The following is a 17,381-nucleotide window of genomic DNA, read 5'->3' as shown; positions in this document are numbered from 1 at the left end:
GTAAGCTGGTCAGCGAGACAGGTACCTCAATCGGGGGCCATTCCCGCACGATCGGCACAGCAATCAAAAACGCATCGTTGCACACCGAACGCGGATTTGAATGCGTCCGGCGGTCGGGTTGCTCATTGAAGTCTGGCTGTTACGCCGACACAATTTGTAGCCGACAGGCAAAACGAGCCGACTACGCAAACTTGTCGTTGTGGATCGGCCGAAATCGTGATTGAACAAAGGTCGGGTAATCGCACGCTACCCCCATCCAAGGGCAGGGTGTCACCCACGTGGACGAAGTCCGCGCTAATCGAAGCGCCCCTTGACTTAACAATCTCCGCCGCCTTGTTCAAACTACGTCTATCGCATTTCCAATCCACCCGCCCAAGCACCACTGGGGGTGATCCCAATGCCAATACTCGCGAAAGAACCCGATCGATTTCCTAACGATCTGATCGCGTCGGACCAAGCGAAACTTTCACGCTGGTGGTTGCTGTACACCAAGTCGCGGCAAGAAAAACAATTGATGCGTCAGCTCCGCGAGCTTCAGGTTCCGCACTACGGCCCCCAGATCGAGCAGCGCCGACGCGCTCCCAACGGCCGCATCCGAACGAGCTACGTGCCGTTGTTTAACAACTACGTGTTTCTCTGTGGCGATGATGAATCGCGTTACCAGTCGATCTGCACGGGCTGTGTCCAAAAGGCGACCGAGATCACGGACGTGGAACCGCTGATCTACGATTTGACTCAGATCAGCGAACTGGTCGACATCGGCGTTCCGCTGTCGGTCGAAGGCCGGTTGCAACCGGGACAGCAGGTTCGCGTCAAGAATGGTCCCTTCGCCGGGTTCGAAGGCGTGGTGATCCGCCGTGATCAAGAGACGCGACTGCTCGTTTCAGTCCGATTCATGGACCAAGGCGTCAGCGTCAAATTGGACGACTGCCAATTGGAACCACTCGGTAGTGCCCCGGAACCTCAAGGCAGCGACGCCTGAATTCTGACATTGGTAACTGACTCTCCTTTCGCGATGGACCAACGATGACAACCACGATTCCGCCCGTTTCCAAGATTTGCTGCATCGGAGCCGGGTATGTCGGCGGCCCCACGATGGCAATGATTGCGCACAAGTGCCCTCACATTGACGTCAAGGTCGTCGACATCAACGCCGACCGGATTGCGCAGTGGAATTCAGACCGTTTGCCGATCTATGAACCGGGCTTGGACGAGATCGTTCAATCCAGCCGTGGCAAGAACCTGACGTTCACGACCGAGATCGACCAGGCGATTCGCGCCGCCGACATGGTCTTCATTTCGGTCAACACGCCGACCAAGACGTTTGGCGTCGGGGCCGGGCGAGCGGCGAATCTCGAATTTGTCGAGAAATGCGCGCGACGCATCGCCGAGGTTTCCGAAGGCCACAAGATCGTGGTTGAAAAATCGACGTTGCCGGTGCGTACCGCCGAAGCCGTCAAACGGATCCTGTCCAATACGGCCAACAACGCGAGCTTCGACGTTTTGAGCAACCCCGAATTTCTGGCCGAGGGGACGGCCATCGAAGACTTGTTGGAACCCGATCGCGTGCTGATCGGAGGTGAACGTCCCGAATCGATCGAGGCGCTGGTCGAGATTTACGCCAACTGGGTGCCGAGGGCCCGCTTGCTGACCACCAATCTGTGGAGCAGCGAACTTTCGAAGCTGACGGCCAATGCGTTTCTCGCCCAGCGGGTCTCGTCCATCAACGCGATCAGCGCCCTGTGTGAAGCAACCGGGGCGGACGTCGATGAAGTTGCCGCCGCGATCGGGACCGATTCGCGTATCGGACCCAAGTTCCTCAAATCCTCGGTCGGTTTCGGGGGCAGCTGTTTTCAGAAAGACATCCTGAACCTGGTGTACCTGTGCCAGTACTTTGGTCTGCCCGAAGTCGCCGACTACTGGGAACAAGTCGTTCGGATGAACGATTACCAAAAGGAACGCTTCGTCACCCGAATGGTTCGAACGATGTTCAACACCGTCTCGGACAAAAAGATCGGCATCTGGGGGTTCGCCTTCAAAAAAGACACCAACGACACGCGTGAATCGGCATCCATCTATGTCTGTCGCGACCTGCTGTTGGAAAAGGCCCGCCTCTGCATCTACGACCCGCAAGTCAGCGAACATCAAATCTTGAACGATTTGGAATACGTGTTTACCGAGGGCGACAACAAAATCAGTGAAGCCAAACGCGAGTTGATCGAACAACATGTGACGTTTGCTTCGAGCGCACAAGAAGCGTCCAGTGACTCCCACGCGATCGCCGTCCTGACCGAATGGGACGAATTCGCCGACGCTAATTTTGACGCAATCTACGCCTCGATGAAAAAACCGGCGTTCGTGTTCGACGGCCGCAACCGACTCAAAGACCTGGATCTGAAAGCCAAGGGATTTGAGTACCACGGAATCGGATTCTGAGCAACGCTCGGGAAACAAGTGGGAGAGGCTTCCAGCCTGTCGACGCTGGAATGACAGGCTGGAAGCCTCTCCCACTGGGAAGATCCGACACTCATTTTCCGCTGCCGCGAAAGTCATCCCGGCTTTCGTTTTCATGACCCGACCTACAGCAATCGTTTCAGCCAATGACTTCGGAACAACTCCCCAGCGGACGAATCTATGTCGCCGGCCATCGTGGAATGGTGGGCGCCGCCGTCGTTCGTCATCTCCAACGACTCGGCATCGCAGATCATGACCTGATCACCCGCGACCGGAGCGAATTGGATTTGATCCGGCAATCGGACGTCGAATCATTCTTCGAGGCCGAGCGTCCCGATGTGGTCGTGTTTGCGGCCGCCAAGGTTGGAGGGATCCACGCCAATCATACCTATCCGGCCGAGTTCATTTATGACAACTTGATGATGGCCGCCAACGCGATCCATGCCGCGTATCGATTTGGCACCGCCAGGTTTCTGTTTCTCGGCAGCACCTGCATCTACCCCCGCATGGCGCCCCAGCCGATGCCCGAAGATTGTCTGTTGACCGGCCCGTTGGAATCGACCAACGAAGCGTACGCGTTGGCGAAGATCAGCGGATTGAAACTGTGCGAGCACTATCGCACGCAGTACGGCGTCAAATTCCATTCCGCCATGCCGACGAACCTGTACGGGCCCGGCGACAATTATCATCCGGAAAACTCGCACGTGATGCCGGCGATGATCCGTCGTTTTCACGAAGCGGTGCGCGACAATCGTGATGAAGTGGTGATTTGGGGGACCGGCACACCGAGACGCGAATTTCTGCATGTCGATGATTTGGCACAAGGTCTGATCCATCTGGTCAATCTGGATCAACCGCCAAATCTGGTCAATGTCGGCACCGGAACCGATATTTCGATCCGCGAATTGGCCGAATTGATCGCCCAAATCACCGGATTCAGCGGTGAAATCACGCAGGATACCTCCAAGCCCGACGGCACGCCGGTCAAACGCACCAACATCGACCTGATCAAATCGACGGGGTGGCAGCCGCGCATTGATCTGGAAACCGGCGTCGGAAGAACCTACGATGACTTTTTACGTGCGAGCCAAACCGGCACGCTGCGGGCAGTCTAAACGGTCCAGCGGCACCACCGTGATGCGTTTCGCCGTATCCAAAAACCACACATTCTTGCTATCAATTCGACGGCGAAACGAACCATGAGCAACGCATCCGGCAATCCGAAGACAGCACTGATCACGGGAATCACCGGCCAAGACGGATCGTACTTGGCCGAGCTGTTGTTGGAGGAAGGTTATTTTGTCCACGGCATCGTCCGCCGCAGCAGCACGTTCAACACCGATCGGATCGACCATATTTACACCGATCCGCACAACGCGGACGCGCGGTTGTTCCTGCATTACGGCGATCTGACCGACGGGCAAAATCTGACGAATCTGGTTCTGAACATCGAACCCGACGAGATTTACAACCTGGGTGCCCAGTCCCACGTCCGCGTCTCGTTCGACAACCCGGTCTATACCGTTCAAACGACGGCGGTCGGTGCGTTGAACGTGCTCGAGGCCGCCCGCCAACTGAACCGCAAAAAGCCGACTCGGGTGTACCAGGCATCCAGCAGCGAAATGTTCGGCGATGTGTTGGAGACGCCGCAAACCGAAAAGACGCCGTTTCAACCGCAAAGCCCTTACGCCTGTGCCAAGGTTTACGCGTTCCACCAGACGGTCAACTACCGCCACGCCTACGACCTGTTTGCCTGCAACGGGATTCTGTTCAACCACGAGTCACCACGACGCGGTGAGACGTTCGTCACGCGGAAGATCACGCGCGCCGCAACGCGAATCAAACTGGGGCTGCAAGAAAAACTCTATCTCGGCAACTTGGACGCCAAGCGTGACTGGGGCTACGCCAAAGACTACGTGCGTGGGATGTGGCTGATGCTGCAACACGACACGCCCGACGACTACGTGTTAGCCACCGGCGAAACCTACACCATCCGTCAGTTCCTCGATTACACCTTCGAACACCTCGAGCTGGACTGGAAAGACTACGTCGAAACCGACCCTCGCTATTTTCGTCCGACCGAAGTCGACTTGTTGCTCGGCGATTACAGCAAAGCCAAGAACGTGCTCGGCTGGGAACCCGAAACCAGCTGCAAAGAATTGGCTCAGTTGATGGTCGATTACGACCTGGAATTGGCGCGAAACGAAGCGGTGCGTGCGACCATTGCGCAAGGCAAGTCAGCCTGAGCATCGCTCTGAAGCGGCATGCCACGACGCGGGAAGCAACAAGGCAGATCGTTTCCAAAGCAGGGCCCCAGAATCGTCTTGGCCGCGGGGCTCTCGAATAGTTTGCTGATGAATAGAATCCAGCCGTCGATTGCGGTTTCATTGGTGGTCTGCCTCGGGGGTCTTGGACCGGTTGTAGCAGCCGATCTTGGTGGAGTTCTTCCCTGGACGCATTACGTGGCCGCATTGGCCATTGTTGCCATTTCTGCTGTTGCAGTACTTTCCGCAGTTGCAGATCGAAGCGGAATTGGGATGCGAGGATTCACTTTTTTGTGGCCGCTGGTCGCATGGGCTGCTTACAGTTGGTTCCAAAGCTATCCGCTTAGTCCTGCATTGGTATCCGTTCTCAGTCCCGGATCTTACGCGGCCTACGTCGACTGGGTGACACCTATTTTGCCCGCTGACTTGCGACCGAGTTCGTTTCCACTTTCAGTCGCACCGGAATCCACGAAGCATTCCGCCGCGATGCTCACGCTGCTAATTCCCATCGCCTATTCGGTCGCGATTGCCTGTCGGGAACGGACAAACGTCCTGGTGCTTCTGGGAGTGATCACCATTGGAATTGCGGGGCATTCCATGGTCGGTATGGTTTTTACCGAAGTGCCATTGCTGGAAACCTTGGATGAGTTTGAGACCGCTTCTTCGACTAGCTTTGGAACGTTTTTCAACCGCAACAATACAGCGTTACTTCTAAATCTCGGGCTCAGTTGCGGCCTTGGGCTTATCGCCCATCGTCTTGCCACGTTTCGCACGGACGATATCAATCATCGAAGCCCTCAGTCGGGCAACTGGACGATGATGTTTCATCACAGCGATATGCTGATTGGCATGGCATCTGTTGGGATCTGTGCGACCGGTCTATTGGCATGTGGCTCCCGCGGCGGAGTCGTGGGTGCATTTTTGGCAGGGCTGGTCGCGTTTGGCTGGCTTAGAAGCCGCCGAGGCTTCGTGGCGATTCCGGCGATCGGTTTGGTGTTCGTTGTCTTAGTCGCACTCGCTATCTCCACGTTTCCGAACGTCTTTACCACCTTTCGACGGTTTCAGGATATCGATCTCAAGTCAGGCGCCGGAACAAACGATGCTCGTCTCGAGCACTGGCCCGATGGGGCACGCGCCGCAGCGGGTTATTTTCCCGCCGGCTCGGGACTTGGAACCTATGCGCATGCATACCTGCCTTACCAAGAAACAAGTCCGGGCTATTGGTTTCACCATGCCGACAACCTCTGGCTCGAACTTTCAGCTGAACAGGGAGTGCCTGGAATCCTGCTGGCGGCCTGGATCATTGGAATGCTTGTCTTGGCCGTCTCCCGTCTATCGCATTCGGCTGATCCGATTGATAAAGGACTTGGTACATGCGGCTGGTACCTGATCGCTGCGACGATCGTTACCCAAATGTTTGATTTCGGCTTGATCGTACCGGGCAATTTGTTCACCTTCACCGTTTTGGCATCCGCGATCATCGTCCGTGGTTGCAGGCCGGCCCTCAAGGCAACGTCTGGGGGACGGCATGCGATTCAAGATGACGCGCGTTCCGCTGGTGTGTTGTTCAGTAGCGGTTCCTTTCGACTCTCGCGGCGAACGCTCCCTGCCGCCTTTGGCCTGCTGATTGTGTTTTTCGGCGCCGCATGTCTGCCCCGCCTGAAATCCGATGCGAAAGACGACACGCTTGTGCGTTCGGCCGAACTGGAACTCGCTCGTGAGAGGGTCGATCCGAGGGCCGTTGAGCGAATTCTCGACTCGATTCAGAGCGCGACGGTCGCCCATTCGAGTCCGGAAATTCTCCTCGTCAGCGCGCAGATTTATAGCTGGATCGGTCGATTGCAGACGGTTACGGCGCAAGACTTGGACACCGTCGAAGATGTCCAGATGGCCTTTGACCGCGCCCGCCGGATCGAACAGAGGCGCCGTTGGTACCGTCAGTCATCCGCGTTGACAATGCCGGCGGAAGCTTATCTCGCCGCGGTGCAGTCCAGCCAGCTTGCGCTGACCAAACTGCCGCTTGGAATCGAGCCGAGGATGCAGCTTGCCTATCTTGATTTTGCGCATCAGGATGCCGGCCGATCGCAGATTGCAGTCACGCAGTTAGGGATGTTGCAAAGTCAGTCGGCGAAACAGTTGGCGGTCCTCGCTGTTCTAGCGGGCGATGCGGGCGATTTTGAATCCAGCGCCAAGTATTGGCGAAATGCCACGGAGCTGAATGTTCGATTGACACGCAATGCATTGCTGCACGCGGAGAGAACGTCTGGACTCAATCTGACTGATATCATCTCAAGCACACCCCAGAGCTTGCGTGCAGCGTCTCGCTATTTGTTGGAGCACGAATTCGAATCGCCTGCGATGAAGGCACAGATCGACGGGTTCTTGGAGCATGCCATCGCGAAAGTCGACTGTGACAGGTGCGAGACGATTCGAGAAACCGCGGTCTGTGAGGAGTTATTGGGTGACATGCATTTTCAACTCAACCAGCTAGACGATTGTTTCGTTCACTATGAGAAAGCTCTGCAGCTGACACCATCCAACCGTCGACTCCGGGCGAAATTGGTAAAGAAACTTGCGGCGAACAACCGAGCCGAAGAGGCCGCGCGCCTGCGGGGCAGGTGAGTGCACATGAAAAGAAATGTTGACAATCTTGTGAGCAAACGCATCGATCAAATGAAGTCAGAAAGCCGGCCTGTGCTCGAGGCTATTCTGGGACGAAGAGAATCGCTGCTGGGCGACGACATTGCAGCGAATGGGGAGGCGATCGGGCATCAGGTTCGATCGTCTCGCGTCTTAGTGATCGGCGCCGCCGGGTCAATCGGCGGTGCGTTCGTGAAAGTGTTGTCAAAGTACGCTGTTGCCGCATTGCATCTTGTCGACATCAGCGAGAATTGTCTCGTCGAGGTGGTGCGAGATCTGCGTTCATCTGGATTTGCATTGCCGGGCGACTTCAAAACGTTCGCGGTCGACTATTCACAGCCTGAGTTCAAGGCGCTGCTAAAAACACAGTCCTATGACTTCGTTTTGAACTTCTCGGCACTCAAGCACGTTCGGTCCGAACGGGACCCATTTACGTTGATGCGACTGTTGAACGTCAACGTGATTGCGAACGAGGCTCTCGTGCAGTCGCTCGAAGGTGGAGCAACCAAGCATGTATTCAGTGTTTCGTCCGACAAGTCCGTACGCCCTGCCAACATCATGGGCGCATCTAAGGCGTTGATGGAGCGAGTGTTTCTTGCACACTCCGGAAGCATGCCATTTACAAGTGCTCGGTTTGCAAATGTCGCGTTTTCAGCTGGTAGCCTTCTCGACAGTTTTCAGTATCGCCTCGCAAAACGTCAGCCATTTTCCGCTCCCAACGACGTCAAGCGATACTTCATCAGCCATGAAGAAGCGGGGCAGCTCTGTCTTCTCGGCTGCTTTCTGGGCAACAACAAAGAGATTTTCTACCCCCAATTCAAACAAGAGTTGGACATGCTCTCGTTTGCCGAGATTGCCAGGCTATTCCTTCGTTCCAAAGGTTTTGAGCCGATCGAGTGCGAATCGGAGGCGGAGGCACTTCGGATCGCCGGCTCCCTGGGAGATTCAGCCACCGGGTGGCCTTGTTTCTTTTCAGGATCCGACACCAGTGGTGAGAAGCCGTTTGAAGAGTTCGTCGACCCGCGCGAAGCGACTGATCAGTCCCGCTTCGCAAAGGTGGGCGTTGTGACAGAGCCCGTTTTCCACGGCGTTGAAAGCGTCCAGCGGTCAATGACGGCAATCAAGAACGCGTTTGCCAGGGGAGTCTGGACCACAGCAGAACTGATCGAAGCAGTTCGGTTCGGTGTTCCCGAATTGAATCATGTTGCGACTGGAAAAAATCTCGACGAAAAGATGTAGCCGGCGTGTCCCCCTCTTCACACAACGACGATCCATTGCACGGCGTCATCGCAAAAACCGTTTCGGCAATCCGCTCTGTAATCGGCAGTGATGATGCGATGCTGCATGCGCCGGTCTTTGATGGCAACGAACTGCAATACGTCAGCCAATGCGTCTCGACCGGTTGGGTTTCTTCGGTCGGAAGTTTTGTCACGCGATTTGAGGAGATGTTACGCGAGATCACCGGCGTGCAAAGAGTGGTCGCCTGTTCCAATGGAACGTCCGCTCTGTTTCTTGCGCTCAAACTCGCGGGGGTGGAAACGGGCGACGAGGTTTTGGTGCCGGCACTGACCTTTGTCGCAACTGCCAATGCCGTTTCTCATTGCGGGGCGGTTCCGTATTTGGTCGACAGTGAACCGGTGACGTTGGGAATCGATTGTGCAAAATTGAGGTCTGAGTTGGCGGAGTCAACCCGCGTTGTCGGGGGGCACACCTATAGTCGGAAAACGGGCAGGCGGATCTCTGCGATCGTGCCCATGCACTGTTTCGGTCATCCCTGTGCCATGGATGAAATCGTTTCGCTTGCCGAGGAATTCCGTTTGCAAGTCGTCGAGGATGCGGCCGAATCGTTGGGGAGCACCCGAGACGGACGACATGCCGGTACCTTCGGTAGGGTCTCCATCATGAGTTTTAACGGAAACAAAATCGTCACGACGGGTGGAGGTGGCGCGATACTGACAAACGACGCTGACTTGGGGGATCGCGCCAAGCATCTCACGACGACCGCCAAGGTCCCTCATGCATGGAAGTTCTATCACGACGAAGTGGGCTACAACTTGAGGATGCCGAATTTGAATGCGGCACTCGGGTGCGGCCAGTTGGAACAACTTGATCGTTTCATCGCGGCAAAACGGGACCTCGCAAGCCGCTACATCAAGGCCTTTCGAGACGTCGACGGTGTTTCGGCTTTTGAGGAACCTCGTGGCTGCAGAAGCAATTACTGGTTGAACGCGATTCTGCTCGACGCGACCCATGTTTCCCTTCGAGATGCGATGCTGAAAGAGACCAACGAGGGGAACATCATGACTCGGCCAGCTTGGGAACTGCTGCATCAACTCCCGATGTTTCGGTCCTGTCCACGAGTCGACTTGAGCCAGGCAGAGTCGATTCAGTCACGTCTAATCAATATCCCCAGTGGTGTGTCCGTCGCCGAACGACACTCCCAAATCCCGACCCGGGGCTCGTGAAACCGTTAGTCTTGATCGGGTGTGGCGGGCATTGCCGCTCGTGCATCGACGTCGTCGAGGCGACGGGTGATTATCAAATCACGTCGATCGTCGGCCAGCAACACGAAGTTGGCCAGCAGTTGCTTGGTTACCGCGTCGACTCTACCGATCGAGATCTGCAGGCCCTTGTGAAACGAGACGGGAACTTTCTGGTCGCGATCGGGCAAATCGAGACGAATGCGATACGCGTCAAGCTTTACAACGAGACGGCGCGACTTGGGGGGGCGTTTCCAACGATTGTTTCACCGCTCGCCCATGTTTCCAAGCATGCAGTCGTTGGGCGGGGAACGATCGTGATGCACCATGCGATCGTCAACGCGTCGGCGAGCATTGGAGAGAATTGCATTATCAACTCAAAATCACTGATTGAGCATGATGTTGAAGTGGGGAATCATTGTCATGTCGCAACAGGCGCGATCGTCAACGGAGGTACGACCATCGGTGATGATTGCTTTATCGGAAGTGGCACCGTCGTCAAACAATCGATTCAAATTGAGCCCGGCATGGTGATCGGTGCAGGGCAATGGATTGATGGGCGAGGCGGCATTCGCGTGAGGAAAACGAACCGATGATGAATGGACAAAACGTTCTTGCCGTCATTCCGGCGCGTCAAAACAGCAAGGGGTTGCCGGGCAAGAATACGATTGGCCTGGCCGGCAAGCCTTTGATCGCGTACACCATCGAAGCCGCCAGAGCGTCTTGTCTGGTCGACGAAGTTGTCGTGTCAACCGACGGCGAGGCGATTCGAGACATTGCGATTGGACTCGGTGCCTCCGTGCCGTTCCTTCGTCCCGCGGAATTGGCGACGGATGATACGCCTGGTGTTGCAGCGGTTCTACATGCCTGCCATGCGTTGCCCGGGTACGATTTGACGGTCGTGCTCCAGCCCACCAGTCCGTTGCGAAACGAACATGATATCGATGCTGCGATCCGTCGGCTTGAGGAGAGGAATGCCGATTTTTGTGTCAGCGTGACACCCGCAAAACACCATCCGAATTGGCTCTTCAAGGAAGAGGGGGGCGGGTTTCTTTCACGATATGAAGACAAGCCAATTTCGGGGACGCGCCAGTCGCTCGACAAAGTGTTTGCCCTGAACGGCGCGATCTATGTCGCAAGGACTGATCAATTGAAGCGTCAGCAGACACTGTTCGGTCGGAAAACGACCGCGTATATAATGACACCTGACCGGTCGTATGATATCGATACGGAGTTGGACCTGCGAATCTGTGAAATGGTTATCAGAGGCTAGTGGTATGGTTCCATGGTTAAGTAATCGTTCTGTTTATGTCATCGCTGAAGCGGGCGTCAATCACAACGGTTCGATCCGAATCGCAAGGCAGTTGGTCGATGCCGCCGCCGAAGCCGGTGCCGATGCCGTCAAATTCCAGACCTTTATCGCATCGAAGCTTGTCACCAAGGGGGCGGTTGCGGCCGAGTACCAGACTGCATCGACCGGTGAGTCGTCGCAGTTTCAAATGTTGAAAGAACTTGAACTATCCGCGTCGGACCACGAGGCGTTGATGGAGTATTCCGCGGCACGGAACATTCAGTTTCTGTCAACCGGTTTCGATGGCGAAAGCGTGAGCATGCTTTCTGAATTGGGCGTTCCGATGTTCAAGATTCCTTCAGGGGAAATCACCAATTTTCCGTTGTTGCAAATCATCGCGAGCTTTCAGAAGCCCACCGTCGTCTCCACCGGAATGGCGAGCCTCGCAGAGATTCGCCAATGCGTACGAGTGCTTTGTGAAAATGGACTGACGCGCGAAAAAATCTCGGTCTTGCACTGTAACACACAGTATCCCACTCCGATGGCAGACGTGAATTTACGGGCGATGCTGACGATCCGCGACGCCATTCCTGAAATCACAGTCGGGTACTCTGACCATACCCTCGGAATCGAGATCCCGATCGCGGCTGTTGCGTTGGGCGCCAAATTGATTGAAAAGCACTTCACGCTCGATCGAGCCATGCCAGGTCCAGATCATGCAGCAAGTCTCGAACCAGACGAACTCAAGAAGATGGTCTCTGCGATTCGCAACACGGAGGCGGCGATGGGAGATGGCGTCAAACGGGTCAGTCCGAGTGAGCTTCCGAATGTGATCGTCGCACGAAAAAGCATTGTGGCGGCCATTCCGATTCAGGCCGGCGATATTTTTACCGAATCCAACCTCACGACAAAACGTCCTGCGACCGGCCGCTCGCCGATGGATTGGCTCCAGGTGATCGGTTCGAGGGCCGGGCGGGCGTACCAGGTCGACGAGCAAATTGACTGAGGACATGCGTACTCCGAAGACAATTTGCGTGGTAACCGGATCACGTGCCGAGTATGGGCTGCTGCGTTGGTTCATGCGAGAGGTTCAGTCGGATCCAGATCTTGAGCTGCAGGTCCTGGTCACAGGGATGCATGTCTCTGAGAGTTATGGATCGACATGGAAAGAAATCGTGAACGACGGATTCGACATCTCCCGACGCGTTGAGATGCTCGAGGAGGATCGATCATCGCTCGCCGTGGCGCGTTCAACGGGGCGTGGGGTAACCCGTTCTGCTGAAGCATTGGCAGAATTAGCGCCCGATCTGCTTGTCGTCCTCGGTGATCGTTTCGAGGCGTTTGCCGCAGCCGTCGCCGCCACCCTTCTCAAAATTCCGATCGCACATTTCCACGGCGGCGAAACAACCGAAGGGGCGTTTGACGAGTCCTTTCGGCACTGTATCACGAAGATGTCGCATTTTCATTTTACCGCGGCCGAAGCCTATCGGAACCGTGTCATCCAGATGGGAGAGGCCCCCGAACGCGTGTTCAATGTTGGTGCGTTTGGACTGGACAATGCGGCGAAGTGTGACTTGCTGTCAAAGACGCAGCTCGAAGCCGCTACGGGGATACGATTTCGCGAACGAAACCTGCTCGTCACTTTCCACCCCGTGACACTCGAGGATCAACCTGCCCTTTCCCAATTCATGGAACTGATTGCTGCTCTTGATGAGCTCTCGGACTTCGGTGTGGTGATCACTCACCCCAACGCCGATCCTGGAAGCGATTCAGTGGCAGACGCGATCAACGCGTTCGCGGCCCGCAACTCGGAACGAATTTGGCATTTCAAATCATTGGGATTTCTTCGCTATCTGTCCGCCGTGCAAATCGTCGATGCCGTGGTCGGCAATTCGTCGAGCGGTCTGATTGAAGCGCCCTATTTTGGAACGCCGACCGTCAACATCGGCGATCGGCAGAAAGGAAGACTGGCGGGGCCAACCGTTGTGCATTGCCCCGCCGATTGTACGGCAATCAAAAATGCGATTGAACGATCTTGTAGTCGTCGTTTTCTCACTCAGATTGCGGGCGCGCCAAACCCCTACGGATCCGCCGGCGCTGGTTTGGAAGCCAAGAAAAGACTGAAGCGGGTGGACCTGGACGGTGTTCTGAAAAAGACATTCTTCGACGTTGCGGTAGGTTGAAGCCGTTGCCGAACGACGTCACGACCGACAAAGATCACCCGCGACTTGAAGCCATAGACTACCTGCGCGGAATGTTCGCCCTGTCGGTCGCCGTCTATCACTATGCCACGTGGAGCGACATTCCGCTGCATTGGTTTCCCGCACAGGTCCTGAGCAAGTTGGGCATTTATGCGGTGTGCGCGTTCTATGTCATTTCTGGTCTTAGCTTCGGTTATGTTTATGAGAAGATTAAACTCGACGGACGAAACCTGTCTTCGTTCTGGGTAAAGCGGTATTTTCGCTTGGTTCCGCTGTACGCTGTCGTCTGCGTTTCGACAATTTGTATTGCGTATGCCAGAGGGAAAGAGGGGTATTCCCTGAGTACGATTCTCAATAATATCACCCTGTTGTTCGGGGTCACCGATCCGGACGACTATATACCGGTTGGTGGTTGGTCGATCGGGAATGAATTCTCTTTCTACCTCATCTTTCCTGTTCTCATCCTAGTGAGAAGGGCAGGGCGATTGGGTGCGATTGGGCTGGCGATGTTTGCATTGTTCATGTCGCTCCTGTATTCATTTCACATGCTCGATGGAGAGGAGACGCTCTCGAGTCAGTGGCCGACCTACATCAACCCGCTCAATCAGGTCCCATTTTTTATCGGTGGCCTGCTGATCGCTCCGACAATCCACTGGGGGAAGTCGATTTCACCTCATTCCTTAGTGCGGATGCTCACTCTGCTGTGCTTGGCATTTGCCCTGATACCGATTGATTCGCCGATCGCGATGGTGACTGGATATCGCCGCATTCTTCTTTCGGCGATCACGGTATCAGCTTGCGCGGTCGCATTTTGGTGTCCGAAGACCAAGTTTGTGACGCTGAACCGGATCCTTTCCCTGCTAGGCCTTTGTTCCTATTCGATCTATCTGATCCACCCATTGGTTTACAATGTTTGTTGGAAAATCACTAACATCCTTGCGGTCCCCACGCTTCAAGTGCCAGTCGCGTTTGCGGTTACCTTGTTCGTCGCGCGTCTGTCGTATCTCTTCATCGAAAAGCCGATGATCGGAATAGGGAAAGTCGTTGCCACTCAACTTGCCCCGAAACCTAAACCGGAGTATCGACTCGCCGAGCGAGCGGATACCTGAGTGAAATTCGAAGACTCCACCCATGAGATCATGAAGACTGAGACCAGTTTGCTGAACGAGAGCAGGATTGAACGTCTGCTGGTACGTCCAGACGCCACGATTTTTCAATCGATGAAGGTGATCGACGAGGGGGCTGTTCAACTGGCCCTGGTGGTCGACGATCGCAAAAAGCTTTTGGGCGTCATCACCGATGGCGATTTGCGTCGAGCACTCTTGAGTGGGGCAGATCTCGACGCCGCGGTCTTGCCATTTGCCAATACCGCGTACCGATTTGTCAATGCGAAAACCAGTCGGAACGAAGCGTTGGATTTGATGAAATGTTTTACGATCAAGCAATTGCCCGTCTTGGATGATCAGGGGTTCGTTTGCGGTCTGCATCTTCTGAACGAACTGATTCAGGTGGAGACGTTGCCCAATGCGGCAGTGATTCTTGCCGGTGGAAAAGGAACTCGCCTGGGGGCTCTCACAAAAACGACTCCCAAGCCGATGATTAGTGTTGCCGGCCGTCCAATCCTTGAGAGGATCATCATTCATCTGGTCGGTAGTGGAATCCGAACGATCTATCTGTCGGTCAACTATCTTTCCAATCGAATCGAACAACATTTCGGCAACGGTGACAAGCTTGGTTGCTCGATCACATATTTGAAAGAAGACCAGCCGTTGGGAACTGGCGGCCCACTCGCCTTGCTGAATTCTCATCCGGTGGACAACGCAACTCTGGTGATGAACGGAGATCTGGTCGTCGACTTTGATGTTCAAGCGATGCTATCGCAGCACCATCGGGATGCGAATGCGATCACGATTGGAGTGAAAAACTACACGCATCAGGTACCATTTGGTTGCCTGCAGACGAGCGACGGTGTTGTTACCAAACTTGTGGAAAAGCCGATTCTTCAGCGAACCATCAATGCGGGGATCTACGCAATGTCCCCAGAAATCATCGCGACCGTCCGGCCAGAATTTACGCCGATCACAAGCGTGATCGAAAACGCACTGGTGGAAAAAAGGCAAGTCGGCACGTTCCAGATCGACGACTGGATTGACGTCGGCCAGCCGCAACAACTGGCTGAGGCGCGGGGCGAGTGAGATTCGCAGGGCAGTCAACTGGTGACAGCTGAAGCTTCTCCGAAACGACGCCTGAAAACGCTGCTGGACACCCTGGCCTATGGCATTCAAGGGGTGCTTCCGCAGTTGCTCTCGTTACTCCTGCTCCCTGTACTGACTCGCGTCCTGACGAAGGCGGACTACGGAATTGTAAATCTGGTTGCGACTTTCTCGGCGATTGCGAGCGGGTTCATTGCGCTTCAGTTGCCGTCTGTGGTCGGCAGATTTTTTTTCGATTATGAGGAGCATCGTGTCGCACGTTTTTTTTCGACGATTCTCATTGCCAGTTGCAGCATCGGCATTTTTGTCTTTTCGCTGCTGTGGATATTTGGTGACTTTCTGGTCGCGCTGTGTTACCCGAAATCACAACTTGATTTTTTCCCGTATTTCTTTCTCGCGGCGGTCGCGACTTACCTGGGCGTCGTTACTCGATGTTGCGGCACGTTGCTTCAGGTGCAGCGCAAGGCCACAACTCTGCTCGCCAGTTCGGCTGCCGTTGCGATCTTCCAAGCAGTCGCAACTCTGGTCCTGGTGGTGTGGCTGCGTTGGGGGCCGTTGGGAGTGTTTCTGGCGACCGCGCTTAGTGCATTCTTCAACGTACTCGTGTTGCTGTTCCTGGTTCGAAGCTATCTCAAGTTTCAATTCGATGTGTCGATATTGCGACCTTGCATGTCGTATTGTCTGCCGCTCATTCCCCACTTTTTCGGCGCGTTTCTCTACACGTCGTCCGACATATTGATCTTGGAGCGATATACGGATCTTGCAGCGGTGGGGGTTTACGGAATCGCGGTGCGGTTGACTGGACCGCTGCGGATTTGCGTCGATGCATTCAATCGCGCCAATTCGCCTCAGTTCATGAAGCGGTCTTCGGAATCCAAGCCAGACACGGTCCGTGAGTATCGGCAGGTCATCACAAAATGGACCGCTGTCATGCTGTCTGCTTGGGTTTTGCTGAGCCTGTTCGCCAATGAGGCACTGACGATTCTTGTTCCGCCGGAGTTTTACACGGTGAGTTCATTTATTCCCATCTTGGCTGCGTCCTACGTGTTCCGCGGGTGGTACTGTTTTGCCGTGCAGACGCTGTTTTATGAAAAGCAGACGAGATGGATTCCGATCATCACTCTGTCGTCGGGGGTGGTCAACGTTGTCTTGAACATCGCTCTCATTCCGGTCATGGGAGCGATTGCGGCGGCCTGGACGACACTGATAGCATTCGCGTTGTCTTTTCTGATTGCATGGGTTCTTTCGAATCGATCCTACGCGCTCGATTGGAATGCGGGAAACAATGTCGCAATGACCGCTATCGCGGTGCTCACCGTGGCACTGAGTGAACTCGTTTTTGCTGACTTCGACCCGCCTTTCAGGCTTGCGATCAAGCTTGTTTCAATGGCGATGATGAGTGCCTGGTTTTTCCACCTGAGTGGCATTCTGCGGTTGCGCCAGAGAGCATCACGACACCCGGTTGAGTCTTGACTGGATGTACCTTGATCGGTGTGGGCCCGATGCGCGGGTCGGTTTTGTAGGCGAAAAACGATGATGGCACTCTTTGACCTACCGCCCATTCTCTTCCAGGCCGTCTTCCTGGACGTCATTGAACTCAATCCAGTGAGAAGCCAAGTTGGATTCGAATTTGGTTTGCAAAGATCACTTGCGAGCGAGGAAGAAGCGAACAAAACCGATAGTCGATTCGCGCGCTTTTTTCGGCGAATCGGAAAACTGATCCGTTCGCTGACTGCCCCGGGTGTCCCGGTGGTTTTGCTTGGAGGAAGACCGGCGTGGATCGCCGGTACGAAAAATCAAGAAAATGCTCTCCGTCCGGTTCATGCACGCTTCCCGCG

Annotated in this window: 14 protein-coding genes and 1 pseudogene; all 15 read left to right on the top strand. The window is 55.1% G+C overall.

What is annotated here, in order from left to right; genetic code table 11:
* Window positions 1-397: 397 nt before the first annotated feature.
* The 15 genes and pseudogenes from nusG (at window position 398) to Enr13x_RS19335 (ending at window position 17,016) form a co-directional block, all read left to right on the top strand.
* Window positions 398-982, top strand: coding sequence for a transcription termination/antitermination protein NusG (gene nusG, locus Enr13x_RS19400; protein ID WP_145388596.1), 585 nt, complete (start codon window positions 398-400; stop codon window positions 980-982).
* 44 nt (window positions 983-1,026) lie between these two features.
* Window positions 1,027-2,436 (top strand): UDP-glucose 6-dehydrogenase, encoded by a 1,410-nt coding sequence (locus Enr13x_RS19395; RefSeq protein ID WP_145388595.1) that lies wholly within the window; start codon window positions 1,027-1,029, stop codon window positions 2,434-2,436.
* 164 nt (window positions 2,437-2,600) lie between these two features.
* Window positions 2,601-3,569, top strand: a complete 969-nt coding sequence (locus tag Enr13x_RS19390; protein ID WP_145388594.1) for a GDP-L-fucose synthase family protein — start codon at window positions 2,601-2,603, stop codon at window positions 3,567-3,569.
* A gap of 84 nt (window positions 3,570-3,653) precedes the next feature.
* Window positions 3,654-4,700 (top strand): GDP-mannose 4,6-dehydratase, encoded by a 1,047-nt coding sequence (gmd, locus tag Enr13x_RS19385; protein ID WP_145388593.1) that lies wholly within the window; start codon window positions 3,654-3,656, stop codon window positions 4,698-4,700.
* A 108-nt stretch (window positions 4,701-4,808) separates the two neighbouring features.
* Window positions 4,809-7,340, top strand: a complete 2,532-nt coding sequence (locus tag Enr13x_RS19380; protein WP_197455198.1) for an O-antigen ligase family protein — start codon at window positions 4,809-4,811, stop codon at window positions 7,338-7,340.
* Window positions 7,341-7,346: 6 nt separating this feature from the next.
* Window positions 7,347-8,597 carry a polysaccharide biosynthesis protein gene (locus Enr13x_RS19375; protein WP_197455197.1) on the top strand — a complete coding sequence of 417 codons (1,251 nt, stop codon included), beginning with the start codon at window positions 7,347-7,349 and terminating at the stop codon, window positions 8,595-8,597.
* 5 nt (window positions 8,598-8,602) lie between these two features.
* On the top strand, window positions 8,603-9,823 hold the full coding sequence (locus Enr13x_RS19370) for a LegC family aminotransferase (protein WP_197455196.1): 1,221 nt from the start codon (window positions 8,603-8,605) through the stop codon (window positions 9,821-9,823).
* Window positions 9,820-10,434: a NeuD/PglB/VioB family sugar acetyltransferase gene (locus tag Enr13x_RS19365; protein WP_197455195.1), complete on the top strand. Its 615-nt coding sequence runs from the start codon at window positions 9,820-9,822 to the stop codon at window positions 10,432-10,434. The genes Enr13x_RS19370 and Enr13x_RS19365 overlap by 4 nt, the downstream gene beginning before the upstream one ends.
* On the top strand, window positions 10,431-11,111 hold the full coding sequence (locus Enr13x_RS19360; protein WP_145388590.1) for an acylneuraminate cytidylyltransferase family protein: 681 nt from the start codon (window positions 10,431-10,433) through the stop codon (window positions 11,109-11,111). The genes Enr13x_RS19365 and Enr13x_RS19360 overlap by 4 nt, the downstream gene beginning before the upstream one ends.
* 4 nt (window positions 11,112-11,115) lie before the next feature.
* The gene (gene neuB / locus Enr13x_RS19355) at window positions 11,116-12,135 is read left to right on the top strand and encodes an N-acetylneuraminate synthase (RefSeq protein WP_145388589.1); all 1,020 of its coding nucleotides are present in this window, start codon (window positions 11,116-11,118) and stop codon (window positions 12,133-12,135) included.
* 4 nt (window positions 12,136-12,139) lie between these two features.
* Window positions 12,140-13,312 (top strand): UDP-N-acetylglucosamine 2-epimerase, encoded by a 1,173-nt coding sequence (neuC, locus tag Enr13x_RS19350; protein WP_145388588.1) that lies wholly within the window; start codon window positions 12,140-12,142, stop codon window positions 13,310-13,312.
* 5 nt (window positions 13,313-13,317) lie between these two features.
* Window positions 13,318-14,439 carry an acyltransferase family protein gene (locus Enr13x_RS19345; protein WP_145388587.1) on the top strand — a complete coding sequence of 374 codons (1,122 nt, stop codon included), beginning with the start codon at window positions 13,318-13,320 and terminating at the stop codon, window positions 14,437-14,439.
* A gap of 30 nt (window positions 14,440-14,469) precedes the next feature.
* Window positions 14,470-14,643, top strand: a pseudogene (locus Enr13x_RS39820) (CBS domain-containing protein); the annotation flags it as partial.
* A 195-nt stretch (window positions 14,644-14,838) separates the two neighbouring features.
* On the top strand, window positions 14,839-15,525 hold the full coding sequence (locus tag Enr13x_RS19340) for a sugar phosphate nucleotidyltransferase (RefSeq protein WP_231743648.1): 687 nt from the start codon (window positions 14,839-14,841) through the stop codon (window positions 15,523-15,525).
* Window positions 15,526-15,546: 21 nt separating this feature from the next.
* Window positions 15,547-17,016 carry a lipopolysaccharide biosynthesis protein gene (locus Enr13x_RS19335; RefSeq protein WP_145388585.1) on the top strand — a complete coding sequence of 490 codons (1,470 nt, stop codon included), beginning with the start codon at window positions 15,547-15,549 and terminating at the stop codon, window positions 17,014-17,016.
* The last annotated feature ends 365 nt before the right edge of the window (window positions 17,017-17,381 follow it).

This window comes from Stieleria neptunia (assembly GCF_007754155.1).
GTDB lineage: Bacteria > Planctomycetota > Planctomycetia > Pirellulales > Pirellulaceae > Stieleria > Stieleria neptunia.
Note: the sequence above shows the minus strand (reverse complement) of the source record. Positions and strands in the feature narration are given on the sequence as shown.